The 25,084-nt window shown below is 44.8% G+C and carries 20 protein-coding genes; 16 read left to right on the top strand and 4 right to left on the bottom strand.

Annotation, left to right across the window (positions count from 1 at the left end):
• The first annotated feature begins 59 nt into the window (after positions 1–59).
• The 5 genes from nirB to DKT73_RS10600 all read left to right on the top strand — a co-directional run bounded on the left by nirB (position 60) and on the right by DKT73_RS10600 (position 7,563).
• Entirely contained in the window at positions 60–2,618 is a 2,559-nt protein-coding gene (gene nirB / locus DKT73_RS10620) for a nitrite reductase large subunit NirB (protein ID WP_111638530.1), read from the top strand.
• A 4-nt stretch (positions 2,619–2,622) separates the two neighbouring features.
• A complete protein-coding gene (gene nirD, locus DKT73_RS10615) occupies positions 2,623–2,955 on the top strand; it encodes a nitrite reductase small subunit NirD (RefSeq protein WP_111638529.1) in 333 nt (110 codons plus the stop codon).
• 304 nt (positions 2,956–3,259) lie between these two features.
• A complete protein-coding gene (locus DKT73_RS10610) occupies positions 3,260–5,965 on the top strand; it encodes a nitrate reductase (RefSeq protein WP_232827842.1) in 2,706 nt (901 codons plus the stop codon).
• A complete protein-coding gene (locus tag DKT73_RS10605) occupies positions 5,962–6,969 on the top strand; it encodes a glycosyl transferase family protein (protein WP_111638528.1) in 1,008 nt (335 codons plus the stop codon). Before DKT73_RS10610 ends, DKT73_RS10605 begins: the two co-directional genes overlap by 4 nt.
• An 18-nt stretch (positions 6,970–6,987) precedes the next feature.
• Entirely contained in the window at positions 6,988–7,563 is a 576-nt protein-coding gene (locus tag DKT73_RS10600) for a molybdenum cofactor guanylyltransferase (protein ID WP_111638527.1), read from the top strand.
• 2 nt (positions 7,564–7,565) lie between these two features.
• On the opposite strand, the gene DKT73_RS10595 is transcribed toward DKT73_RS10600, so the two are convergent.
• From DKT73_RS10595 to purM, 3 genes are read right to left on the bottom strand one after another with little or no spacing between them, the layout of a single operon-like run.
• A complete protein-coding gene (locus tag DKT73_RS10595) occupies positions 7,566–8,303 on the bottom strand; it encodes a DUF3108 domain-containing protein (RefSeq protein WP_111638526.1) in 738 nt (245 codons plus the stop codon).
• 13 nt (positions 8,304–8,316) lie between these two features.
• On the bottom strand, positions 8,317–8,970 hold the full coding sequence (gene purN / locus DKT73_RS10590; RefSeq protein WP_111638525.1) for a phosphoribosylglycinamide formyltransferase: 654 nt from the start codon (positions 8,968–8,970) through the stop codon (positions 8,317–8,319).
• Positions 8,967–10,025, bottom strand: coding sequence for a phosphoribosylformylglycinamidine cyclo-ligase (gene purM / locus DKT73_RS10585; RefSeq protein WP_111638524.1), 1,059 nt, complete (start codon positions 10,023–10,025; stop codon positions 8,967–8,969). The genes purN and purM overlap by 4 nt, the downstream gene beginning before the upstream one ends.
• Positions 10,026–10,141: 116 nt before the next feature.
• Here purM and DKT73_RS10580 point away from each other — a divergent pair, with 116 nt between their 5' ends.
• Positions 10,142–11,227 (top strand): DUF2066 domain-containing protein, encoded by a 1,086-nt coding sequence (locus DKT73_RS10580; RefSeq protein WP_111638523.1) that lies wholly within the window; start codon positions 10,142–10,144, stop codon positions 11,225–11,227.
• Positions 11,228–11,458: a hypothetical protein gene (locus tag DKT73_RS10575; RefSeq protein WP_111638522.1), complete on the top strand. Its 231-nt coding sequence runs from the start codon at positions 11,228–11,230 to the stop codon at positions 11,456–11,458.
• Between the two features lie 84 nt (positions 11,459–11,542).
• On the opposite strand, the gene gltA is transcribed toward DKT73_RS10575, so the two are convergent.
• Positions 11,543–12,826 (bottom strand): citrate synthase, encoded by a 1,284-nt coding sequence (gene gltA / locus DKT73_RS10570; RefSeq protein WP_111638521.1) that lies wholly within the window; start codon positions 12,824–12,826, stop codon positions 11,543–11,545.
• 573 nt (positions 12,827–13,399) lie between these two features.
• On the opposite strand from gltA, the gene sdhC reads away from it, so the two are divergent.
• The 9 genes from sdhC (at position 13,400) to sucD (ending at position 25,048) form a co-directional block, all read left to right on the top strand.
• A complete protein-coding gene (gene sdhC, locus DKT73_RS10565; protein ID WP_111638520.1) occupies positions 13,400–13,777 on the top strand; it encodes a succinate dehydrogenase, cytochrome b556 subunit in 378 nt (125 codons plus the stop codon).
• A complete protein-coding gene (sdhD, locus tag DKT73_RS10560) occupies positions 13,771–14,118 on the top strand; it encodes a succinate dehydrogenase, hydrophobic membrane anchor protein (RefSeq protein WP_111638519.1) in 348 nt (115 codons plus the stop codon). The genes sdhC and sdhD overlap by 7 nt, the downstream gene beginning before the upstream one ends.
• 3 nt (positions 14,119–14,121) lie before the next feature.
• Positions 14,122–15,894 carry a succinate dehydrogenase flavoprotein subunit gene (sdhA, locus tag DKT73_RS10555; protein WP_111638518.1) on the top strand — a complete coding sequence of 591 codons (1,773 nt, stop codon included), beginning with the start codon at positions 14,122–14,124 and terminating at the stop codon, positions 15,892–15,894.
• A gap of 12 nt (positions 15,895–15,906) precedes the next feature.
• Positions 15,907–16,611, top strand: a complete 705-nt coding sequence (locus DKT73_RS10550) for a succinate dehydrogenase iron-sulfur subunit (RefSeq protein ID WP_111638517.1) — start codon at positions 15,907–15,909, stop codon at positions 16,609–16,611.
• 376 nt (positions 16,612–16,987) lie between these two features.
• On the top strand, positions 16,988–19,825 hold the full coding sequence (locus DKT73_RS10545) for a 2-oxoglutarate dehydrogenase E1 component (protein WP_111638516.1): 2,838 nt from the start codon (positions 16,988–16,990) through the stop codon (positions 19,823–19,825).
• A gap of 33 nt (positions 19,826–19,858) precedes the next feature.
• Positions 19,859–21,394: a 2-oxoglutarate dehydrogenase complex dihydrolipoyllysine-residue succinyltransferase gene (gene odhB / locus DKT73_RS10540; protein ID WP_111638515.1), complete on the top strand. Its 1,536-nt coding sequence runs from the start codon at positions 19,859–19,861 to the stop codon at positions 21,392–21,394.
• A gap of 82 nt (positions 21,395–21,476) precedes the next feature.
• Positions 21,477–22,916: a dihydrolipoyl dehydrogenase gene (gene lpdA / locus DKT73_RS10535; RefSeq protein WP_111638514.1), complete on the top strand. Its 1,440-nt coding sequence runs from the start codon at positions 21,477–21,479 to the stop codon at positions 22,914–22,916.
• Between the two features lie 90 nt (positions 22,917–23,006).
• Positions 23,007–24,173, top strand: coding sequence for an ADP-forming succinate--CoA ligase subunit beta (gene sucC, locus DKT73_RS10530; protein WP_111606183.1), 1,167 nt, complete (start codon positions 23,007–23,009; stop codon positions 24,171–24,173).
• A gap of 2 nt (positions 24,174–24,175) precedes the next feature.
• Positions 24,176–25,048 carry a succinate--CoA ligase subunit alpha gene (sucD, locus tag DKT73_RS10525; RefSeq protein ID WP_111606182.1) on the top strand — a complete coding sequence of 291 codons (873 nt, stop codon included), beginning with the start codon at positions 24,176–24,178 and terminating at the stop codon, positions 25,046–25,048.
• Positions 25,049–25,084 lie beyond the last annotated feature (36 nt).

Here is a 25,084-nt window from a genome sequence, read left to right as displayed (position 1 = left end):
TAGACATTGCTAGCCGTTAGGCATGTTACTTCAATAAGGGTTATAGCAAGGGGAATATAATGACGTCATCTGTGTCTTTTCTTACCACAAAACCGCATCTCATTGTTATTGGCAATGGCATGGTCGGTCACCATTTTGTTGAGCAAATGATCGCTCAAGGTGGCCACGAAACCTTTCAAATCACTGTGTTCGGTGAAGAACCGTATCTTGCTTATGATCGAGTACACCTAAGTGAATATTTCACAGGTAAAGGTGCGGCCGATTTAGCCATGACGGATGGTTCTTTATATGACGAACATGGTGTGCGCTACTTTACCAATAGCTTGGTGACTAAGATTGACCGTACTACTCAGCAATTGGTGCTGCAAAATGGCAACGCGCTTTCTTATGACAAACTTGTTTTGGCGACGGGATCTTATCCTTTTGTTCCGCCCATTCCAGGTCACAAACGTGAGAATACCTTTGTTTATCGTACTCTCGATGACTTAGATGCTATCAGAGACTGTGCGAAGCAAGTGACACGAGGCACGGTAGTAGGCGGTGGTTTATTAGGTCTAGAGGCCGCTAATGCACTGAAAAACCTTGGTTTAGAAACCAGCGTGGTGGAGTTTGCTCCCCGTTTGATGCCAGTCCAGCTTGATGATAAGGGCGGTGCGGTTCTGAAAGAGATGATCGAAGGGCTGGGTGTGAAGGTGTACACAGACACTGCCACGAAAGAAATTGTCGATGGTGAGAGCGCTTTTCATCGCATGAACTTTGCTGATGGCTCTCATCTTGAAACAGATTTAATTTTGTTCTCTGCAGGTATTCGGCCTCAAGATGCGTTGGCACACCAATCCGGTTTAAGCGTGGGCGAGCGTGGTGGCATTAGTGTCAATAATCATTGTCAAACCAGCGATGACGATATTTATGCCATTGGCGAATGTGCACTGTGGAATAACCGTATTTTTGGCTTGGTAGCGCCAGGTTACGCTATGGCAAAATCCGCAGCAGGGCATCTGATGGGTGATGCAGGAGTGACCTTTACTGGCGCAGACATGAGTACCAAATTGAAACTCTTGGGGTGCGATGTCGGCTCGGTTGGCGATGCGCATGCCCAGTCTCAAGGCTGTAAAGTCTTTGTTTATCAAGATGAAATCAGCCAAAGTTATCGAAAAATGGTGGTATCAGAAGATGGCAAAAAATTGCTAGGTGCTGTCTTGGTGGGTGACAACAGTTATTACGACACACTGCTGCAATATTATCTCAACGCGATAGATCTACCGTCTCAAGCACAATCGCTTATTTTACCTGCCATGGATGGTGCGCCAGTGGGGTTAGGCGTGGATGCTTTGCCCGCAACGGCATCGATTTGTAGTTGCCATAACGTCTCCAAACAAGACATCAGCGACGCAGTCTGTCAGGGGGCTTTGTCTGTGGCCGATGTGAAAGGTGTGACTAAAGCCGCAACAGGTTGCGGTGGTTGTGCAGCGTTACTGAAGAAGGTCGTTGACAATGAGCTGTTGGCATTGGGTGTTGAGGTTAGCACGGACCTTTGCGAGCACTTTGCTTACACCCGTCAAGATTTATACAACCTGATTAAAGTAGAAGAAATCAAAAGTTTTTCAGCCCTGTTGCATAAGCATGGTAAAGGGCATGGTTGTGACATTTGCAAACCTGCTGTGGGTTCTATTTTGGCAAGCGTTTGGAATGAATATGTGCTTAAAAAAGAGCACATTAGTTTGCAAGATACCAACGATCGTTTTCTTGCCAACATGCAAAAAGACGGCACTTATTCCATTGTGCCGCGCATTCCTGGCGGTGAAATTACACCAGATAGGTTGATTGTTTTGGGGCAAGTGGCAAAAACGTATGGCTTGTACACCAAGGTAACGGGCGGTCAACGAATTGATTTGTTTGGTGCGACCTTATCGCAGTTGCCTGAGATTTGGGAAAAATTAATCGCAGCGGGCTTTGAAACGGGTCAGGCCTATGGCAAATCTTTGCGTACAGTGAAATCTTGCGTCGGTAGCACCTGGTGTCGTTATGGTGTAAATGACAGCATGAAAATGGCGATTGATCTAGAGAATCGTTACAAAGGGTTGCGCTCGCCTCATAAGATAAAATTTGCTGTATCTGGCTGTACTCGAGAGTGTGCCGAAGCGCAGAGTAAGGACATTGGCGTGATCGCCACAGAAGGCGGTTGGAATTTATATGTGTGTGGTAACGGTGGTATGAAGCCTCGTCATGGCGATTTATTTGCCAAAGATTTGGACGATGAAACCTTGGTGAAATACATTGATCGTGTACTGATGTTTTACACCAGAACCGCAGATAGATTGCAGCGAACCTCGGTTTGGATGGAGAGTCTCGAGGGTGGGTTAGCGTATTTGAAAGAGGTAGTGATTAACGACAAGCTGGGTTTATGCGCCGAGCTGGAAGCGCGTATGCAGCACGTCGTAGATACTTTTCAATGCGAATGGAAAACGACGCTACAAGATCCAGAAGCACTCAAAACCTTTCGTCAATTTGTGAATTATGAGGGAAATGACAGCAATGTGGTCTTTGTTGAAGAGCGTGACCAAATGCGCCCCGCAACAGAATGGGAAAAGCAGCAGTTAATTGCAAAGGTGGGTTAAAACAATGACGATGCCATGGAAATTCATTTGTAAACAAGAAGCGTTAGTGGAAGGAGCTGGAGTCGCCGCTATGGTCAATGGCGAACAAGTGGCTATTTTCTATGTGCCTGAATCCGACAATAAAGTCTTCGCGATTGGCAATTGGGACCCTGTTGGCAAGGCGAATGTTTTGTCGCGAGGCTTGGTAGCACACCTGCAAGAGCAATGGGTGGTGGCGAGTCCTTTATATAAACATCACTTTGTATTAGCGTCGGGTCAATGTCTAGAAGAAGATGTGAATGTGCCTCATTGGCAGGCTAAGTTGGAAGGGGGAGATGTGTTTATCGCGGCCTATTAATAACAGTGCACAAACCTGTTTCTGTGCACTGTTTGAGAGCCTTAAGTATGGTGAGATGATTTCGACACTCGAGGAAAAATCAACAATTGAGCCACAGTGAGTAAGGAAGGATAGGATTTTTTGTTGTTTTTGAAAGTTGGCTTGCTAATTGCTTTCTACAAAACACTGATGCACCGTAGACCGACGATGGCTTACACATAAAGCATACAGATATTACAAAAGGCAACGAGGCCCAATCACTTTTTTAAAAAAGTGATTGGGCCTTTTTTTGTTTTGAAGAAACGTAAAGCGTTGAGGAGAATCCATGACAACAACAGTGATGCCAGCAAGCAGCGTAAAAACGACTTGTCCCTATTGCGGTGTTGGCTGTGGGGTTAACTTAACTATTCCGGACTCAGTCAATCAGGGTGTTCCTCCTGTTTCTGGTGATATGGATCATCCGGCGAATTTTGGTCGTTTATGTGTCAAAGGTAGCAGCCTTGCTCAGACGATTAAATCTGATGACCGTTTATTGGCTCCTATGCTTAATGGCCAAGTTGTGTCTTGGGAATCTGCGATAGAAACTGTCAGTTCAAAAATCTCTCAAGTTGTAAAAGATCATGGACCAGATGCGTTTGCTTTCTATCTTTCAGGGCAAATTCTCACCGAAGATTATTATGTGGCGAATAAGCTCGCTAAAGGCTTTATAGGTACAGCCAACGTGGATACCAATTCTCGGTTGTGTATGGCGTCTGCTGTTGTCGGTTATAAGCGTGCTTTTGGCTCTGATACTGTGCCTTGTAATTATGAGGATTTAGAGCGCTGCGATTTATTGATCATGGTTGGATCGAACGCAGCGTGGACACACCCTATTTTATATCAACGCATTGCCGCCGCGAAAAAACAGCGACCTGACATGAAGGTGGTGGTGATTGATCCCCGAGAGACGGCGACCTGTGATATTGCGGATCTGCATTTGGCGATTAAGCCCGGAAGCGACGCGGCGATTTTTTCTTTCTTATTAAGCGACTCTGTTCAAGCGGATATTGTGGATCATGACTTTATTGTGAAGCATACCAACGGATTTGAGACGGCGTTGGTGCAAGCGAGGGCATCGACTCCGAACTTGTCTTATACCGCGGACTTTTGTGGAATCGGTGAGCAAGATTTAGTCAGATTAGTGGGCTGGTGGCGGGACACGGCAAAGACCATCACCTTTTATTCTCAGGGGGTAAACCAGTCGTCGTCGGGTGTGGACAAATGCAACGCGATTATTAATTGTCATCTGGCGACAGGTCGTATTGGCAAAGAAGGGGCTGGGCCTTTTTCGATTACTGGTCAGCCAAATGCGATGGGCGGGCGAGAAGTAGGTGGCTTGGCTAACCAACTTGCTGCGCACATGGATTTTGCCACACCAGGTGCTCAGGATCTGGTGCAGCGTTTTTGGCAAGCGCCCAATATGGCCACTGAAAATGGTTTAAAAGCCGTCGACTTATTTCAGGCCATTGAAGAGGGTAAAGTCAAAGTCGTGTGGATTATGTCGACCAATCCGATGGTGAGCTTGCCGGATACCGCTCAAGTTCGACGCGCATTGGAAAAATGCGAGCTGGTAATCGTCAGTGATTGCAAAGCGCATACGGATACCACGGCTATGGCGGATGTGTTATTTCCCGCTACTGGCTGGAGTGAAAAAGACGGAACGGTGACAAATTCAGAGCGCCGTATTTCTCGTCAACGGGGTTTGTTGCCTGCGCCAGGAGAGGCTAAACATGATTGGTGGGCTATTTGTGAAGTCGCCAAAAAAATGGGCTTTCAGTCGGCGTTTTCCTACCAAAGTATCCATGAAATCTTTGCGGAGCATGCGGCTTTGTCGGCCTTTGAAAATAATGGCAAGCGTGATTTTGATATTGGCCATTTTAGCCAGATAACTAAGGCCGAATACGATGCTTTGACCCCTGTGCAATGGCCCGTACCAAAAGGTCGACCTGAGGGTACCCAGCGGATGTTTGAAAATGGCCGTTTTTTTACCCCGGATGGTCGCGCACGATTTGTGGCTATCACACCCAGTTTGCCGAAGCATCAAGCTTCACTAGAATGGCCCTTTACCTTAAATACCGGACGAGTACGTGATCAGTGGCATACCATGACGAGAACGGGCGATGCCGCGTCATTGGCTAAGCATACCGCGCAACCTTATGTGGAAATTCATCCCCAGGATGCGAGACAGCTTGGTATTAAAGACAAAGCTTTAGTGCGTCTTACTTCGCTGTATGGTGAAGTGTTACTAAAAGCTAAGCTGAGTAGAGCGGTTGCGCCGAGTCAGGTTTTTGTACCAATTCATTGGACGCAGCAATTTGCGAATGCAGCCGTGGTATCAAACCTTATTCCACAAGTGGTTGATCCGTTATCAGGACAGCCAGAGTCGAAACATGCCCAAGTACGGCTCGAAGCCGTCGAGAATATTTGCTATGGCATGATAGTGTCTGCGACGCCACTTAGCCTAGCTGACTGTTTATATTGGTGCCGAATACCTTCTGAACAGGGTTTTCATTACGAAGTAGTTTGGCCAAAAGGGCAAACGCAAGCGTCTTTGAAGGCGATGGGCGCAGGTCAGAGTAAGGTAACGGCCGCAGTAAAAAAGACGGAATGGCTGGAATATTCTAATCCTATTACGCAGCAAATTCGGGTGGCTAGGTTAGTCGATCAAACACTGACTTTGCTTATGTATTTGCATCCGCAACCTGAGTCATTAATGGCTGATTGGCTGATCTCTCAGCTAACCATCAACACCGCTCTTTCCGTATCAGACCGTTTGGCGATATTGGTGGGGATTCCTGCCAATGTTGAAGAAAAAGGTGAGATTGTTTGCTCTTGTTATCAAGTCGGTAGCAAGCAGATAAAAAAAGCGATTGCGACAGGCATCTGTTCAGTCGAGGCTTTGGGGGACACATTGAAATGCGGCACCAATTGTGGCTCCTGCCTTCCCGAATTAAAACGCTTTATCCCTGTAGTGGCGGAGTTATCAGCATGAGAAAAAAATTAGCAGCCAATGATTTTACCCAGTATGTGCAAATCTTGGGGCGTGGGAAAAAGGGAGCGCGTAGTTTAACGGTAGACGAAGCTGAGCACGCTATGAGCCTGATGTTGTCTGGTCAGGTTGCCCCAGAACAATCGGGTGCTTTCTGGATGCTGATTCGCATACGAGAAGAAACGGTAGAAGAAACCGTTGGCTTTACCAAAGCGACTCGAGAGTATTTATCGAAAAAAGAACCATTGGGAACCAAGGTGGATTTGGATTGGCCTGCTTACGCTGGTAAACGGAATGAGCTGCCTTGGTTTTTACTAGCCGCTCTTGCGCTGGCCAATACGGGCGTGAAAATTGTTATGCATGGTCATACATTTGACGGTGAAAATCGCATTTATGTTGAGCAAAGCATTCAACAACTTGGTTTGGCGATTAGTCATTCAAGGGAAGATATAACGCGGGAGCTTGAGAGTAGAAACTTCGCTTACATTCCTCTTGCCCAAATAGATAAGTCTTTAGGGGATATGATGGATTTAAAGTATGTTTTAGGATTACGCTCCCCTGTAAACACCGTGGTGCGGATGATGAATCCATTTTTTGCCAATCACAGTGTTCATGGGGTGTTTCATCGAGGATATGATGCATTGCATCTTTCTGCGTGTGAGCAATTAGGTGATGTTTCCGTACTGGTGTTTCGTGGTGGTAACGGTGAGGCGGAGGTGAATCCAGAGCGAGATGTGACGCTGGGTAAATGGCAGAATGGTGTGGCCAGTTGGTCTGATTGGCCGAAAGCGGAGAAGGAGCATAAACGTCTAAAAGACAATTTAGATTTGTCTCGTTTAACCGAACATTGGCGTGGTGATCAACTGGATCCATTTGGTGAGCAAGCGGTGCGACAAACCATTGCGTCGGTGGCAGGACTTCTTTATGGTGTCACCTCTCACGAGGAGTGTCTGGTGTTAGCCGATAGTATCTGGGCGAAACGAGACAAAGCGTATTTCGATTTTTAGGTATATAAAGAGAGTATTATGGCATTTATATCTTTATCAGCAGCGGTTTTGGCGGGCGGTAATGCCGAGCGGATGTCACGTCAAGATAAAGGTTTATTGCGTTTTCAGAATGAGCCTATGGCTGTGTTGGTAGGGCGGGCGTTGCAACTGGTTGCAACGCCCGTATTTATTAATGCCAACCGAAATCTTGACGCTTATGCAGCGCTTGGTTATGAGGTGATTGCCGATGACCCATATTATCAAGGAAAAGGGCCATTATGCGGTATATTAACGTGTTTGGCCTTTGCGAAAACATCGCATTTATTGATCTCGCCTTGCGATACGCCTCGTATTAGCAGTGAGGCTTTTGCAAAACTGAAAGACGCTAGTTTGTTATCACCAGAAAAAATTCATTATTTAGAAAGTGTCTCTGGTACTCATCCTTTGCATGCCATTTTGCCTGTAGAAAGCGCTTACCGAGCGCTTGGGCAATTTCTAGATAACACTCAGCGATATAGTGTTTTCGCTTTTTATGAGGAATTTGGTTGTCAGTCTGTTGTTTGGTCTGACGATGTGGACTTGTTGAATGTTAATACGCCTAGTGACTTAGTCTAAGTCTATTTCACGGATTCAATATCGAGATGGTAGGATTCACCGTCTTCTTGGTGCTCTAATTTCACCAAAAGGTAGTCGAGTGCGGGGACAAACCAGAAAGACGTCTTTTTGCCCTTTTCTAGATTGTCGGTGCGAATGACTTTAATCGCCGAAAATCGACCCAGTTTGGTGTTTATGTCTTCTACTCTGTCGCGTTTAAATCGCCAATTTTTAATGTATCCACCATCGGCAATTTGATAATCAAAGTCGTTTTTTCCTTGCTTTAAGTCTTGTCTAACTTGCAATTGTACAGACAGTTTATCCAATGTCTTTGAAGGAATAGTCAGGTTCCACGGTTTGTCTTTGACATCATTGCGGACAAGATTGTTATCCCAATCGAAGGTAAGTGTGGCACTGCGTTTTTTTCCTAATGCCGAACTTTTATAGCGGTAGTGGGTTGGAATGATCTGATGGTCTTTTACATAAAAAGTAGAGGATTCGTTAAGAGACGCTATCATGCTGTCGGCCGTAAAGACAAACTGCCATAGGTTGTTGCTTTTTTTCGATAAGGTTTGTTTGCCTTCTACTTTTAGACTAATGCCTTTTTTCCAAATGGTACTATAGACTGCAGAGTAAGGGGCCAGAAACGTGTTTTGTGCTTCGGAGGCGATGCCTTGAGAAGGAAGAGAAAGCATGGGAGTGCTTATAAAAAAAACCATAAAAAACGCCCTTAAACGCTTTGGAATTTTACTCGCTCTCATGCTTTCTCCTACATTATGTTAACGCTTCATTGTACAGAATGCCGCTTTCGGGAAGCGTATTTCTATCAAAAAAAGCTTTTCCATTCTGGAATGTTAATCTTTCCTCACTGAACCACTTAACGGCCAGAGGGTAGATGATGTGCTCTAGGGCATGAACTTTATTGGCTAACGATTCTGCCGTATCGTCCTTTGTTATACGAGTGCTTGCTTGCAGTATCACAGCGCCAGCATCCAACTCTGGACTAACAAAATGCACCGACACGCCATGCTCTTTCTCGTTCGCATCAATTGCTCGTTGGTGTGTATTTAATCCTTTGTACTTAGGAAGCAATGAAGGATGAATGTTAAGCATTCTACCTTCGTAATGTTTCGCAAAGGTTTCCGTCAAAATACGCATAAAACCCGCCAAAACAACCAATTTTGGCTGATACTGATCAATAAGTGTTTGTAGCTCGGCATCAAACTCTTCTCGACTCGCAAAGGACTTGTGGTCAAGTGTGTGAGTAGGAATGCCCGCTATTTTGGCTCTTTCGAGTCCATAAGCGGTCGCCTTATTGCTAATCACTGCGCAAATATTGATGTTGAGTTGTCCTTGCAAGCTTTGATCAATCAAAGCTTGCAAGTTGCTGCCGCTGCCAGAAATTAAGACAACGATCGGGAAACTCATGCCTGTGCCTCTAAATCAGAGATTAATACCTCTTTGCCACCGTTACGAGGACAAACATCACCAATGATCCAAGCGTTTTCACCTTCTGCTTTTAAAATAGCAAGTGCTTGGTTCGCTTTGTCTGCATCAATAGAAAGTACCATGCCGACACCACAGTTTAAAACACGGTACATTTCTTCTTGCTCAACATTTCCTTGTTCTTGTAACCAATCAAACACAGCAGGGCGTTTCCAGCTGCTTGCATCAATGCGAGCGGCAGTGTCTTCAGGAAGAACACGAGGAATATTTTCTAAAAGCCCGCCCCCAGTGATGTGAGCCAAAGCGTTGACGGAAACAGATTCCATCAATTTTAGGATGGATTTGACGTAGATACGGGTTGGCTCCATGAGCGCATCTTTTAATGCAACACCGTCGATCTCCTGATTAAGATCGGTCTTGCTGACTTCAAGAATTTTGCGAATTAAAGAGTAACCATTTGAATGTGGGCCAGACGAGCCTAATGCGATTAATGTGTCGCCTGCTTTTACCTTGCTACCATCAATGATGTTTTCTTCTTCAACGACACCAACACAAAATCCTGCTAGATCGTAATCTCCATCGTGGTACATACCTGGCATTTCTGCGGTTTCACCACCGACCAGTGCGCAACCTGCTTGAATGCAGCCTTCGCCAATTCCAGTGACGACATTAGCAGCTACATCAACATCTAGCTTGCCTGTTGCGTAATAATCTAGGAATAATAGTGGCTCTGCGCCAGCTACCACTAAATCGTTAACGCACATTGCCACGAGATCAATACCAATGGTGTCGTGTTGATTGAGGTCCATTGCTAAACGCAACTTAGTGCCCACACCATCTGTGCCGGAAACAAGAATGGGGTTTTTGTATTTTGTTGGAAGGCGTGTCAAGGCGCCAAATCCTCCCAGACCACCCATTACTTCAGGGCGACGAGTTTTTTTGCTTACGCCTTTGATACGTTCAACAAGTTGGTTGCCTGCGTTAATATCTACGCCGGCGTCTTTATAACTAATCGATGGTTTATCTGACTTGGTCATTGCCTATGCCTTATCATGGTACGAGGAAAAAAATGCATTTTAGCATAGTGGCGCATTAGGGCTATGGTTCTTTGCAATTAAGACAGTAGAATAGGCAAATAAACGAAGGAAAGGCTATGAATTCTCGTATATTTTTATTACTCATTAGTGTTTTGTTGATTCCGACAGCCAATGCGGTCCCTGTTCAAGGGCTTTATAGTGCTGAAATTAATTTGCCAGTGGCACAATCAGAGGAGCAGATGTTAAGTCAAGCGTTTGGTTTGGCGGCAGAAGCCGTATTGATAAAGGTGTCTGGTGATAAAAGTGCCATCACAAACAGTGTGTTGACCCAAGCTAAGCGGCAGGCGTCAGCTTGGGTTGCGCAACATTCGGTTGCCTCACTCAGTGAACTCATACCCTCAGGGGGTGGTTTGGTGCCGGGTAAGCAGGTTAAAGTGACTTTTTATCAAGAGTCGATTGATCGCTTTCTGTCACAAAATAATTTACCGGTCTGGGGGGAGAATAGACCCTCAGTGCTCGTGTGGTTAGTAAGTGAGGCGAACGGCGTTCGCAGCCTGTCAGGCTCAAGAGAGCCCTCCGTTGCGTTAAATGAGTTTGCACTGTCCGCAAATTCGGCTGGTCTGCCAATTTACGCGCCTTTGCAGGACGACGTGGATAAAAGAATGATTTCTACAGCCGATGTTTGGGGTTTTTTTGAGGACAGCATTAGCCGTGCTAGTACTCGTTATCAGACAGATTCTGTGGCGGCGATCAGAATCAGTAATTACGCAGGTCAAGTGAGTGGGAATTTGCTGGTGTTGCTTAAGAACGGTGAATCAGAGCGATTTGCATTAACCGGCAGTACGCTAAAAGAGGTCGTTGACCAAGCCACGGTTAGATTGGCTAAGGTATTTTCTTCTCGTTATGCTTCGGTGCGTGATAGCGGATCGGTAAGTAAGTTAAGCATTCGGGTGGCAGGTGTGGAAAGTTATAGTGCCATGAGTAAAGTCCAGTCTTATCTAGAAAGTATTGGTGTTGTACGTAATGTGACTTTGCTTCAAGTGGACGGCGATAGTCTTGAATTTTCAATAGAAATTGATGGTGATAAGCAAAAATTGTTCAACAGTATATCCTTGAGTCGTCTGTTGATTAGTGCGCCATTAAATGCGTTAGATCCTGACGCTAACAGAGTGGTATCTTATCAATACAGTGGAGGTAATTAAATGACAGATATACTGGCCGAAGACATCGTAAACAGAGATTTTTTTGCTCGCTCTGAGGAGGAGCAAAGAGATTTTTTGGCGCAAACGTGGTGTAACCATTGTATGGAAGAGGATTTGGGTATGATCAACCCAAGAGAGTTTGAAAGCAAAGATAGGGTTTGGATCGAAGGAGATTGCGTTAAGTGTGGTCAGTCCACGGTCACTGAAATTGTGGAAGATGATGACGAATAAGTTTGTACATAACGACTGATGTTCGACAAAAATAACCAAAAAAAACGCGCCTAGAGCGCGTTTTTTTGTAGGCTATTCAATAGATTATTTTTCAGTTGGATAGTCGCGCTGCGGTTTGCCCACATAAAGTTGGCGCGGACGGCCAATTTTATAGGGTCCACTGATCATTTCGTTCCAATGAGAAATCCAGCCAATGGTACGAGACATAGCAAAAATAACCGTAAACATACTGGTCGGGATGCCAATGGCTTTCATGATGATACCAGAATAGAAATCCACATTTGGATACAGTTTGCGCTCGACAAAGTAAGGATCTTCTAGGGCAATCTGTTCAAGACGTTTGGCAATTTTCAATAATGGATCATCTGATTGGCCTAATTCAGCCAATACTTGGTCACATGTCTCACGCATAACTTTGGCACGAGGATCAAAGTTTTTATAAACGCGATGACCGAAGCCCATTAATCTGAATGGATCGTTTTTATCTTTTGCTTTGGCAATGAATTTGTCGATATGTTCCACATCGCCAATTTCTTCAAGCATGGTCAAAACCGCTTCGTTAGCACCGCCGTGAGCAGGCCCCCAAAGTGTCGCAATACCTGCAGCAATACAAGCAAACGGGTTGGCGCCTGAAGAGCCTGCTAAACGTACTGTGGACGTTGAAGCATTCTGTTCATGGTCTGCATGAAGAATGAAAATTCTGTCCATGGCCTTGGCGAAAACAGGGTTAACTTTGTAATCTTCGCAAGGTGTCGCAAACATCATGTACAAAAAGTTTTCAGCATAAGACAAGTCGTTACGAGGATACATAACGGGCTGATCTTTAGAATACTTATAGCAAATCGATGCTAATGTCGGCATTTTAGAGATAAGACGGAATGCAGCAATTTCGCGGTGTTTTGGGTTGCTGATGTCCATATGATCTTGGTAAAAAGCAGAGAGCGCACCAACGAGACCACACATAATGGCCATAGGGTGAGCATCATTACGGAAACCTTCGATGAATTTGTGCATCGATTGGTTCACCATAGTGTGTTTACCAACCGTTCTTTCAAATTCTGCTTTTTGTTTTTTATCCGGTAGTTCTCCGTAAAGTAACAAATAGCAGGTTTCTAGATAGTCTGAGTGTTCTGCAAGTTGGGCAATAGGATAGCCGCGATGCAAAAGAATGCCAGCATCTCCATCTATGTAGGTAATAGAGGATTCACAAGAGCCGGTAGACATAAATCCTGGGTCATAGGTGAATACACCGTTGGCACCTAAACTTCTGACGTCGATAACGTCTGTGCCTAGAGTGCCTGAAAGAACAGGAAGTTCGATAGTTTTATCGATCCCATCCACTTTGAGTAGCGCTTTTTTATCAGCCATTTATGGTCTCCTTCGTATTCTGGTTCGGGGCTAAGACGTCGTAGGTTGACTCCACCTGGCCCAGAAGGTGCGGAAAAAATACTGTCTCTAGACTATAAAAGTCAATCTTGTTCATTTGCACTCTATTTACATTGGGTTGAGTTATTTTGTAATTATCTGACAAAACAAGGGGTTGGTGTAAAGTCAAGAAAATGACATAAAATAGTTAAGTGTTTGATTTATATGTTTTTTCAGTGTTTTTTATGGGTGGTTTTTTATGTAATTTTATACCATTATTGTTTCGGCTTATGGTTACATTCATTTGATGAATGGTGACCATTGAAAACCTCTTGTTCAGTCTATTTGTCTTAGTATTTTTGGCTGGTCTATAATTGCGCCTCAGACGATTTCATTGATTTGTTGCTGCTAATGGATAAAAGAGAGTCGCTTTTAAGCATTTGTTTGCAAATCGATGAGATTTTCAAAGCAGGCCTATGACGTCGCTATACTACTATGATCTAACGGTAATAATAGCACGTATAGACATTGGGTCGTGATTGACCATTCAATCAATACAAAATGGTGTAAAAAGTCGTGAATAAAAAAAGACCAGTCAACCTTGATATTTTAACAATATCGATGCCCGTCACAGCAATCGTGTCTATTCTTCATCGTGTAACAGGAATCATCCTTTTTGTTGGATTGGCATTCTTGTTCTATGCCTTTGACCTTTCTCTAGAGTCACAAGAGGGGTTTGATCAGGTGGTAACTGCGCTACAAACAAATTTCTTGGTGAAGTTTGTGATTTGGGGTGTGGTGTCTGCTCTGATGTACCATTTCGTAGCGGGTGTTAAGCACTTGTTTATGGATATGGGGTATTTTGAAGAGCTGGAGAGCGGACGTAATGCTGCTATCGCAAACTTTGTGATTGCGGCGGTTCTTATTGTGTTAGCAGGAGTGTGGATATGGTAACTCAAATCACAAGCTTTGGTCGTTCAGGTCTTTATGATTGGATGATGCAGCGAGTCTCTGCCGTTGTATTGTCTTTGTATACGGTTTTTATTATTGGTTATTTGTTGCTTAACCCAGATCTTACTTATGATCAGTGGAGTGCTCTGTTTGAAGCAACATGGATGCGTATTTTTAGTCTGATGGTGCTGTTGTCAATCGGTATGCACTCTTGGATTGGTTTGTGGTCTGTTTCAACAGATTACATCAAAGCAACGGGTGCACGTTTCTTCTTTCAATCTCTATGCGGTCTTGTAATGTTTATTTACATCGTATGGGGTGTTCAGGTTCTTTGGGGGCTATAAGTAATGGCAAATATTCGTACGATTTCTTTTGATGCCATTGTTATTGGTGGTGGTGGCGCAGGTATGCGTGCCGCACTTCAGTTGACTGAGTCTGGCTTGAATACGGCATGTGTAACGAAAGTATTCCCAACTCGTTCACACACCGTATCTGCTCAAGGTGGTATTACCTGCGCAATTGCAAGTGATGACCCGAATGATGATTGGCGCTGGCACATGTATGACACTGTAAAAGGGTCGGATTACATCGGTGACCAAGACGCAATCGAATATATGTGTTCTGTTGGTCCTCAAGCGGTTTTTGAACTTGAACACATGGGTCTACCGTTTTCTCGTACTGAACAAGGTCGTATTTATCAACGTCCATTTGGTGGCCAGTCTAAAGATTTTGGTAAGGGTGGTCAGGCGGCGCGTACTTGTGCTGCGGCTGACCGTACTGGACATGCTCTTTTACATACCTTGTACCAAGGTAACTTAAAAGGCGGCACGACATTCTTCAATGAATGGTATGCGACGGATCTTGTTAAAAATAGTGAAGATGCGGTAGTTGGTGTTATTGCTATTTGTATCGAAAGTGGTGAGACCGTTTACCTGAAAGCCAAAGCGACTGTTATTGCAACAGGTGGTGCTGGCCGTATTTATCAATCTACAACCAACGCACACATTAATACGGGTGATGGTGTTGGTATGGCTTTGCGTGCTGGTTTCCCTATGCAAGATATGGAAATGTGGCAGTTCCACCCAACCGGTATTTACGGTGCGGGCACGCTGGTAACGGAAGGTTGTCGTGGTGAAGGTGGTTACCTGATCAATAAAGACGGAGAGCGTTTCATGGAGCGTTATGCGCCAAACGCCAAAGACCTTGCTGGTCGTGACGTTGTTGCACGTTCAATGATTCTTGAAATCCTAGAAGGCCGTGGTTGTGGTCCTGATGGAGATCACGTATTGCTGAAATTGGATCATTTGGGTGAAGAAACTTTGAATAAGCGTCTTCCAGGTATCCTTGAGCTATCTCGTACTTTTGCTCACGTTGACCCAGTAAAAGAGCCAATTCCAGTTATCCCAACTTGTCACTATATGATGGGTGGTATTCCTACTAATATTGGTGGTCAAGCTCTTAAGCAAAATGAAGCGGGCGAAGACGTCATTATTGATGGTCTTTACGCTTGTGGTGAAGCGGCTTGTGTATCTGTTCATGGTGCCAACCGTCTAGGTGGTAACTCTTTGCTTGACTTGGTTGTATTTGGTCGGGCGGTTGGTTTGCATGTTAAGAAATCGTTAGATGCCGGTTTTGATTCATTGGACGCTGATGATACCAATATTGAACAGGCGTTGGTTCGTTTGAATCGTTTGAATAGTTCAACTGGTGGTGAAAGTGTTGCCGCTGTTCGTGCAGATCTTCAGCGTGTAATGCAGCTTTATTTTGGTGTGTTCCGCGATGGCGAAGCGATGCAAAAAGGTTTGGCGCAGCTAAAAGAAATTCGTGCTCGTGTTGAGAACTTATACCTTGAAGATAAGAGTCAAGCGTTCAATACCGCTCGTATTGAAGCTCTTGAACTTGAAAACCTTCTAGAAGTTGCTGAAGCGACTGCTATTCCGGCGGAATTCCGTAAAGAAAGCCGTGGTGCGCATGCTCGCAATGACTTTACTGAACGTGATGATGAAAACTGGTTGAAGCATTCTTTATTCCACCCAGTAGGTAAGACTGTGACCAAGCGTGATGTAAACTTTGCGCCAAAAACCATGGAAGCTTTCCCACCTAAGGCTCGTTCATACTAAGGAGTTATGTCAATGTTAGTTAGTATTTATCGCTACAATCCTGAGAAGGACGACGCTCCTTACATGCAGGATTATGAAATTGAGTTGCCAGCAGGTAAAGACCTGATGGTACTTGATGTTTTAAACTTGCTTAAAGCGCAAGACCCAAGTATTTCATACCGTCGTTCATGCCGAGAAGGTGTGTGTGGTTCTGATGGTATGAATATGTCAGGGAAAAATGGCTTGGCTTGTATTACGCCTGTTTCTGAAGCGGTGAAAAAAGGTAAGTTGGTTTTGCGCCCACTTCCTGGTTTGCCAGTGGTTCGTGACCTCGTTGTTGATATGGGGCAGTTTTATAAGCAATATGAGAAGATTCGTCCTTATTTGCTTAATGATACGCCAGCGCCAGCGATTGAGCGTTTGCAAAGCCCTGAAGAACGTGAAAAGCTTGATGGTCTTTACGAATGTATCTTGTGTGCTTGCTGTTCAACAGCCTGCCCATCTTTCTGGTGGAATCCAGATAAATTTGTAGGGCCTTCTGGTTTGTTGCAAGCTTACCGTTTCTTAGCAGACAGCCGTGATACAGCAACACAGGAGCGTCTGAGTGATCTAGATGATCCGTTTAGTGTCTTCCGTTGTCATGGTATTATGAACTGTGTGAACGTATGTCCTAAAGGGTTAAACCCGACTAAGGCCATTGGTAATATTCGTTCGATGCTTTTGCAAAGAGCGACCTGATAATGCTTAATGTGATCCATAACCTTGTTTTAATGTGATCACCGAAAGTAGGCGGCTTGATGAATGATTCAATGCCGCCATTTTTGCATATTCTGCTGTAGAGAATATGGCAAAAACGTTTTAAAATTCGATCTTTACGAACAAGGATGTGCTAAGAAAAACCATTGCCTCAGTGATTATGGATTCAAAGGGTTTTGTTTATTTAAATAAAACGCTTGTGGTGGTTTAGTATTGAACGTAGAAGGGCGGAAGTAGCTGGAAATAAACAAAAAAATCGAGGCTTTAATAGCCTTACGGGCCTGATAAAATGATCGATCTTAATCATAGGTTGATACCGGGACCCCGGTAGCTGGCTCGAACATAAGGGTGATCGAGAATGCACGAAAGTTTAATGGAGTTGCTGTGGAGCACCTCTCACTTTTCAGGTGGAAACTTGGAATATGTTGAAGGGTTGTTTGAAAGCTACCTCGTCGATCCGAACTCAGTGTCGGAAGAATGGCGTAAATGTTTTGATCAATTGCCTCGTGTAAGCGAAGCGCAATCAACTGATCTACCTCATTCAGTGATTCAAGAGCAGTTTCTACAAATTGGTAAGAATAAATTTCGCTCAATGCCAGTTTCTACTGGTAAAGTGGCGACTTCTGATCATGAGCAGAAGCAAATTAGTGTTTTGCAGTTGATTAATGCTTATCGCGTTCGCGGGCATCAACATGCAACGCTTGATCCGCTTGGATTGCAAAAACGTGAGAAAGTAGCTGATTTAGATATTGGCTATCACCAATTAACAGGCGCTGATTTAGATACAGTATTCAATGTAGGCTCTTTGTTTTTTAATAAAGACGCTCTTAAATTAAGTGAAATTGTATCCGAACTTGAAAAAACCTATTGCGGTAGCATCGGTTATGAGTTCATGCACATCGTTGATACGCAGGAAAAAGCCTGGCTTCAACAGCGTGTCGAATCCGTTCGTTCTCGTCCTGAATACTCTCAAGAAACTCGCGAAAGCCTGCTAGAGCGTTTAACGGCAGCGGAAGGCTTAGAAAAATACCTTGCTAGCCGATACCCTGGCGCCAAGCGCTTTGGTCTTGAAGGTGGCGAAAGTCTCATACCAATGGTAAATGAGTTGATTCAACGTTCTGGTGCCCTTGGTGCCAAAGAAGTTGTAATCGGCATGGCTCACCGTGGTCGTCTAAACGTCTTGGTTAATACGCTAGGTAAAAACCCGAAAGATTTGTTTGACGAGTTTGAAGGCAAGAAGCTAGTCAATACATCAGGTGACGTTAAATACCACCAAGGTTTCTCTTCTAATGTGATGACGGCCGGCGGAGAAGTTCATATTGCTCTGTCTTTTAACCCATCGCATTTGGAAATCGTTTCCCCAGTTGTTGAAGGTTCGGTGCGTGCTCGTCAAGATCGTCGTAAAGACATCACCGGTAAGAGCGTTGTTCCTATTTCCATTCATGGTGATGCAGCTTTTGCAGGCCAAGGTGTGGTTATGGAGACATTCCAGATGTCTCAAACTCGTGCTTATCGTACAGGCGGTACGGTTCATATTGTTATCAACAACCAAGTGGGTTTTACCACGAACCGTCAAGAAGATTCGCGTTCTACGGAATACGCAACAGATGTTGCTAAAATCATTCAAGCGCCTATTTTCCACGTTAATGGTGATGATCCAGAAGCCGTGTTGTTTGTAACTCAGCTTGCGCTAGATTACCGCTATGAGTTTGGTCGTGATGTTGTGATTGACATGGTGTGTTACCGTCGTCGTGGTCACAATGAAACGGATGAGCCATCAGGTACTCAGCCATTAATGTACAATGTGATCAACAATCTAAAAACGACACGTACTCTTTATTCTGAGCGTCTCGTTGCAGAATCTGTGGTTACACAAGAAAAGTCTGACCAAATGGTCGCTGAGAACAGAGAAGACCTTGATAACGCTCGTCATGTAGCGAAAAGCTTGGTTCTTGAATCTCAAACAGGTTCATTTGTTGATTGGAAACCATACCTTGGTGTCGAATGGACAGATGCTGGCGATACAACTTACCCGCTTTCTAAATTACAGGAAGTTGCTAGGAAGTTAACCAATATACCTGATGGTATTGTTGTTCAGCGCCAAGTGCAGAAAATTTACCAAGACCGCGATAAGATGACGGCGGGTGCCTTGCCTCTTAACTGGGGTTATGCTGAAACGCTTGCCTTTGCGACTTTGCTTGAACAGGGTTATCCGATTCGTATTACGGGTCAGGATTCTGGTCGTGGTACATTCTCGCACCGTCATGCGGTTATTCACAGTCAGAAAGACGGCAGTACCTATATTCCTCTTAAGCATTTGTCAGAAGATCAACCAACAATAGATCTTTATGACTCTTATTTATCAGAAGAAGCCGTCTTAGCCTTTGAGTATGGTTACGCTAGTACATCGCCTAAAGGTTTGGTCATTTGGGAAGCGCAGTTCGGTGACTTTGCTAACGGTGCGCAGGTTGTTATTGACCAATTTATTACCAGTGGTGAGCATAAATGGGGTCGCCTATGTGGTTTGACCATGTTGTTGCCTCATGGGTATGAAGGTCAAGGGCCAGAGCATTCATCAGCACGCTTAGAGCGTTTCTTGCAACTTTGTGCTGAATACAATATTCAAGTTTGTGTTCCGACAACGCCGTCACAAATTTTCCACATTCTTCGTCGCCAAGCGATTCGTCCTATGCGTCGTCCGCTGATCATCATGTCACCGAAGAGTCTGTTGCGTCATAAACAGGCCATTTCGACATTAGAAGATTTGGCAGAGGGAAGTTTTAAAACGGTATTACCAGAATCATCTGAAACGGTTACTGCGGATAAAGTAAAACGTATTGTCCTATGTAGCGGTAAGGTTTATTTCGACTTAATCAACCGTCGTGAAGAGCTGCAAAAAGATGATGTTGCTGTGATTCGTTTGGAGCAGTTGTATCCGTTCCCATACGCAGACCTAGAGTCTGTATTGGAGCAGTACAACAATGTTGAGAGCTTGGTGTGGTGTCAAGAAGAGCCTAAGAACCAAGGTGCTTGGCACGCCAATCGTCACCGTATGAATCGAGTACTGGAAAAACTGTACCCAGAATTGAAAATCCGCTTTGCAGGACGTATTTCGTCTGCTGCTCCAGCGGCTGGTTACATGTCAATCCATGTTGAAGAACAAGAAGCGCTGGTCAACGACGCATTAGTTGGTTAGTACCATAGCCTGTCAGAGAGATAAGGGTATAAAATGAGCATTGAAATTAAAGCACCTACTTTTCCAGAATCCGTAGCAGACGGCACCGTTGCTACTTGGTACAAACAGCCAGGTGAGTCCTGTGCGCGTGATGAGCACATCGTTGATATTGAGACTGATAAAGTTGTCTTAGAAGTGGTTGCACCAGCAGACGGCGTTCTAAAAGAAATTTTAAAAGCAGAAGGCGATATTGTACTAAGCGACGAAGTATTGGCTATTTTTGAATCAGGTGCGGCTGCAGCGGCAGCGCCTGCTCAAGCTGAAAAAGCGGCAGCTCCTGCCGCTGCGGCCTCTTCATCAAAAGAAACCGTTCAAATTAAAGCGCCGACTTTTCCTGAATCTGTTGCAGACGGTACCGTGGCAACTTGGTATAAGAAAGCCGGTGAAGCGTGTTCACGTGATGAGCACATTGTTGACATTGAAACGGATAAAGTGGTTTTAGAAGTGGTTGCTCCAGCAGATGGCGTGATCGGTGATATTCTGAAAAATGAAGGTGATACTGTTTTGAGTGATGAAGTGCTTGCCAATTTCTTGGTTGGTGCTTCTGCTGCTGAAGTGGCACCTGCTACTTCTGCTTCTTCCTCTGCTGCGGCAGTAGAAGCAGATGAAGATGGTGTAGCAGGCCCAGCGGCTCGCAAAGCACTGTCTGAAGCGGGTTTAACAGCTTCTCAAGTGAAGGGTACTGGTAAAGGTGGTCGTATCACTAAAGAAGACGTAGATGCTGCCGTGAAGGCCAAAGCGTCTGCTCCAGCCGCGCCAGCTAAAGCAGCTTCTGCACCAGCTTCTAAACCTGCTGCGGCACCTGTCGCTGCTTTAGGTGCTGATGGACGCATTGAAAAACGTGTTCCAATGACACGTCTTCGTGCCACGATTGCTAAGCGTTTGGTTGAAGCTCAGCAAACAGCTGCGATGTTGACCACTTATAACGAAGTTAACATGGCCCCTGTGATGGAGTTGCGTGCTAAGTATAAAGACTTATTCGCTAAGACACACAACGGCACCAAGCTTGGCTTTATGTCATTCTTCGTGAAAGCAGCGACAGAAGCGCTTAAACGTTTCCCTGCTGTGAATGCATCAATTGATGGCAACGACATGGTTTATCATGGCTACCAAGATATTGGTGTAGCGGTTTCTACTGACCGTGGTTTGATGGTTCCAGTGCTTCGTAATACTGAAGCGATGGGTCTTGCCGATATCGAATCTACTATCATGGACTTTGCGCTTCGCGGTCGTGATGGCAAGTTGGGTATGAATGACATGCAAGGTGGTACTTTTACTATCACCAATGGTGGGACGTTTGGTTCTTTGATGTCTACGCCTATCATCAACCCACCACAAACAGCTATCTTGGGTATGCATAAAATCCAAGATCGTCCAATGGCGGTTAATGGTCAAGTGGTTATTCAGCCAATGATGTATTTGGCCTTGTCTTACGATCACCGTATGATTGACGGCAAAGAAGCCGTACAATTCTTGGTAACGATCAAAGAATTGCTTGAAGACCCTGCACGTCTTTTACTTGAAATCTAATTGTTCGTACCAATTGATTTGTATGAATTGAATACTGAACGGCCTGTGGGCCGTTCAGTTTGACTGAAAAATGGGATCTCTTATGTCTGATAAATTTGATGTTGTTGTAATTGGTGGCGGCCCTGGTGGTTATGTCGCCGCTATTCGCGCTGCTCAGCTGGGTTTAAAAACAGCCTGTATCGAAAAATGGTTAGACAAAGACAACAAGCCTCGTCTTGGCGGTACTTGTCTAAACGTTGGCTGCATTCCTTCTAAAGCGCTGTTAGACTCTTCACAAAAATACCATGATGCGAAAGATACTTTTAGCGTACATGGCATCAGTATGAATGATGTTGCTATGAACGTTGATGTGATGGTTGATCGTAAAGACAAGATCGTAGATCAATTGACGGGTGGTATTACTGGTCTTTTCAAAGCGAATGGCGTAACAAGCTTTGAAGGTTTTGGTAAAGTTCTAGCGAACAAAAAAGTCGAATTTACGGCTCATGACGGTACGGTTACTGTTCTTGAAACCGAAAATGTGATTCTAGCAACAGGTTCTGTTCCTGTGAATATTCCACCAGCACCTCGTACTGGCGATATTATTGTTGATAACCAAGGTGCGCTTGATTTCCGTGCTGTGCCAAAACGTCTTGGCGTTATCGGTGCAGGTGTTATCGGTCTTGAGCTGGGTTCTGTATGGGCTCGTTTAGGTTCTGAAGTAGTCGTACTTGAAGCACAAGATGCCTTCTTAAGCCTTTGCGACCAAGATCTTGCGAAAGAAGCAGCTAAAATCTTCAAGAAACAACATTTAGACATTCGCCTTGGTGCTCGCGTTACTGGCAGCCAAATCAATGGTGAAGAAGTGGAAGTGACTTACCTAGATAAAGAAGGTAACGAGCAGAAGCAAACGTTTGATAAGCTGATTGTTGCTGTTGGCCGTAAGCCATTTACTCAAGGCTGTTTCTCTGAAGACTCTGGTGTGAAGCTAGACGAACGTGGTTTCGTATTCGTTGATGAGCAGTGCCGTACGTCAGTACCCGGTGTGTATGCGATTGGTGACATTGTACGTGGCCCTATGTTGGCGCACAAAGCGTCAGAAGAGGGCGTTATGGTTGCAGACATTATCGCTGGCCATAAAGCACAAATGAATTATGATTGCATCCCGTCTGTTATTTACACTCACCCAGAACTTGCTTGGGTTGGTAAAAATGAGCAAGAGCTCAAAGCAGAAGGTATTAAGTTTAAAGTGGGTAAATTCCCATTTGCAGCGTCTGGTCGTGCTATGGCGGCAAATGACACTGATGGTTTCGTTAAGATAATTGCTTGTGAAGAAACAGATCGCATTCTAGGCTGCCACATTATCGGTGGTCATGCGGCTGATTTGATCGCGCAAGCGGTTATTGCAATGGAATTCGGTTCTACTGCAGAAGATATCGCTTTGACTGTTTTTGCACACCCAACAGTGAGTGAAGCCGTTCATGAAGCAGCGTTAGCAGTAGACAACCATGCGATTCATATCGCAAACCGTAAAAAGCGTTAATAAAAAATTAGATTTGCCGGCCTCGAGTCGGCAATTTCTGTCTTAGCGGGCAGAGCTTATGTCAATCATTCAGATGAGCGGAAGAATCAAATGAACTTACATGAATATCAGGCTAAACAGCTTTTTGCTGAGTACGGCCTGCCAGTATCTACAGGATACGCAGTAGACACGCCAGAAGCGGCAGTTGAAGCAGCGAAAAAAATTGGTGGTGATAAATGGGTTGTTAAAGCTCAAGTTCACGCTGGTGGTCGCGGTAAAGCAGGCGGTGTAAAGCTTGTTGATTCTTATGAAGAAGTGGCTGCGTTTACACAAAACTGGATTGGTAAAAACTTGGTTACTTACCAAACAGACGCAAAAGGTCAGCCTGTTGCTAAGATTCTTGTTGAATCCTGCACTGACATTGCCAACGAATTGTACCTAGGTGCTGTTGTTGACCGTTCTACTCGTCGCGTTGTTTTCATGGCGTCAACTGAAGGCGGTGTTGAGATCGAGAAAGTGGCAGAAGAAACGCCAGAGCTTATTCATAAAGCGATCATTGATCCTTTAGTGGGTGCTCAGCCTTACCAAGCTCGTGAATTGGCATTTAAATTGGGTCTTAACCCAACTCAAATCAAGCAATTCACTAAAGTGTTCCTTGGTTTGTCTCAAATGTTCCACGATTACGATTTCGCACTTCTTGAAATCAACCCTCTTGTTATCACTGAAGAAGGTAACCTTCACTGTCTAGATGGCAAAATTGGCATCGACAGCAACGCTGTTTATCGTCAGAAGAAAATGCAAGAGTTCCACGATCCATCTCAAGAAGATGAGCGTGAAGCGCATGCTGCTAAATGGGAACTCAACTATGTAGCGCTAGACGGTAACGTGGGCTGCATGGTAAACGGTGCCGGTCTAGCAATGGGTACGATGGATATCGTTAACCTACATGGCGGCAAACCAGCTAACTTCCTAGACGTTGGTGGCGGTGCGACGAAAGAGCGTGTTGCTGAAGCATTCAAAATCATCCTTTCTGACAGCAATGTTAAAGCGGTATTGGTTAACATCTTCGGTGGTATCGTTCGTTGCGATATGATCGCTGAAGGTATTATCGGTGCCGTTGAACAAGTAGGTGTTAACGTGCCTGTTGTTGTTCGTCTTGAAGGTACTAACGCAGAGAAAGGCCGTGAAGTTCTAGCAAACTCTGGTCTAGACATCATCGCTGCAACAAGTCTAAAAGACGCGGCTGAACAAGTTGTTAAAGCTGCGGAGGGCAAATAATAATGTCTGTTTTAATCAATAAAGATACTAAAGTAATCTGCCAAGGTTTCACTGGCGGTCAAGGCACGTTTCACTCTGAGCAAGCGATTGCTTACGGAACGAAAATGGTTGGCGGTGTAACTCCTGGTAAAGGTGGTCAAACTCACCTAGGTTTACCTGTTTTCAACACAGTGAAAGAAGCGGTTGAGCAAACAGGTGCGGAAGCGTCTGTTATCTACGTTCCAGCGCCTTTTGTTAAAGACTCTATCCTTGAAGCAGCGAACGCTGGTATCAAACTAATCGTTTGTATCACTGAAGGTGTTCCAACGCTTGACATGCTTGACTGCAAAGTTAAATGTGACGAGCTAGGTGTACGTCTAATCGGTCCTAACTGCCCAGGTGTTATCACACCAGGTGAATGTAAGATCGGCATCATGCCTGGCCACATCCATTTGCCAGGTAAAGTTGGTATCGTATCTCGTTCTGGTACTTTGACTTATGAAGCGGTTAAGCAAACGACTGATGCTGGCTTCGGTCAATCTACTTGCGTAGGCATCGGTGGTGACCCAATCCCAGGTACTAGCTTCATTGACGTATTGGAAATGTTCCAAAACGATCCACAAACTGAAGCGATCGTTATGATCGGTGAAATCGGTGGTACAGCTGAAGAAGAAGCGGCTGCTTACATTAAAGCAAACGTGACTAAGCCTGTTGTTTCTTACATTGCTGGTGTTACTGCACCTGCTGGTAAGCGTATGGGTCACGCTGGCGCGATCATTTCTGGCGGTAAAGGTACAGCTGACGAGAAATTCGCAGCGCTACAAGACGCTGGTGTTAAAACGGTTCGTTCTCTAGCCGACATCGGTGCTGCACTAAAAGAAATCACTGGCTGGTAAGCTGGTATTCTAAAGTGTGACGGATGATAAAATCCT

Origin of the sequence: Marinomonas shanghaiensis (assembly GCF_003259175.1) — a bacterium.
GTDB classification, from domain to species: Bacteria; Pseudomonadota; Gammaproteobacteria; order Pseudomonadales; family Marinomonadaceae; genus Marinomonas; species Marinomonas shanghaiensis.
Note: the sequence above shows the minus strand (reverse complement) of the source record. Positions and strands in the feature narration are given on the sequence as shown.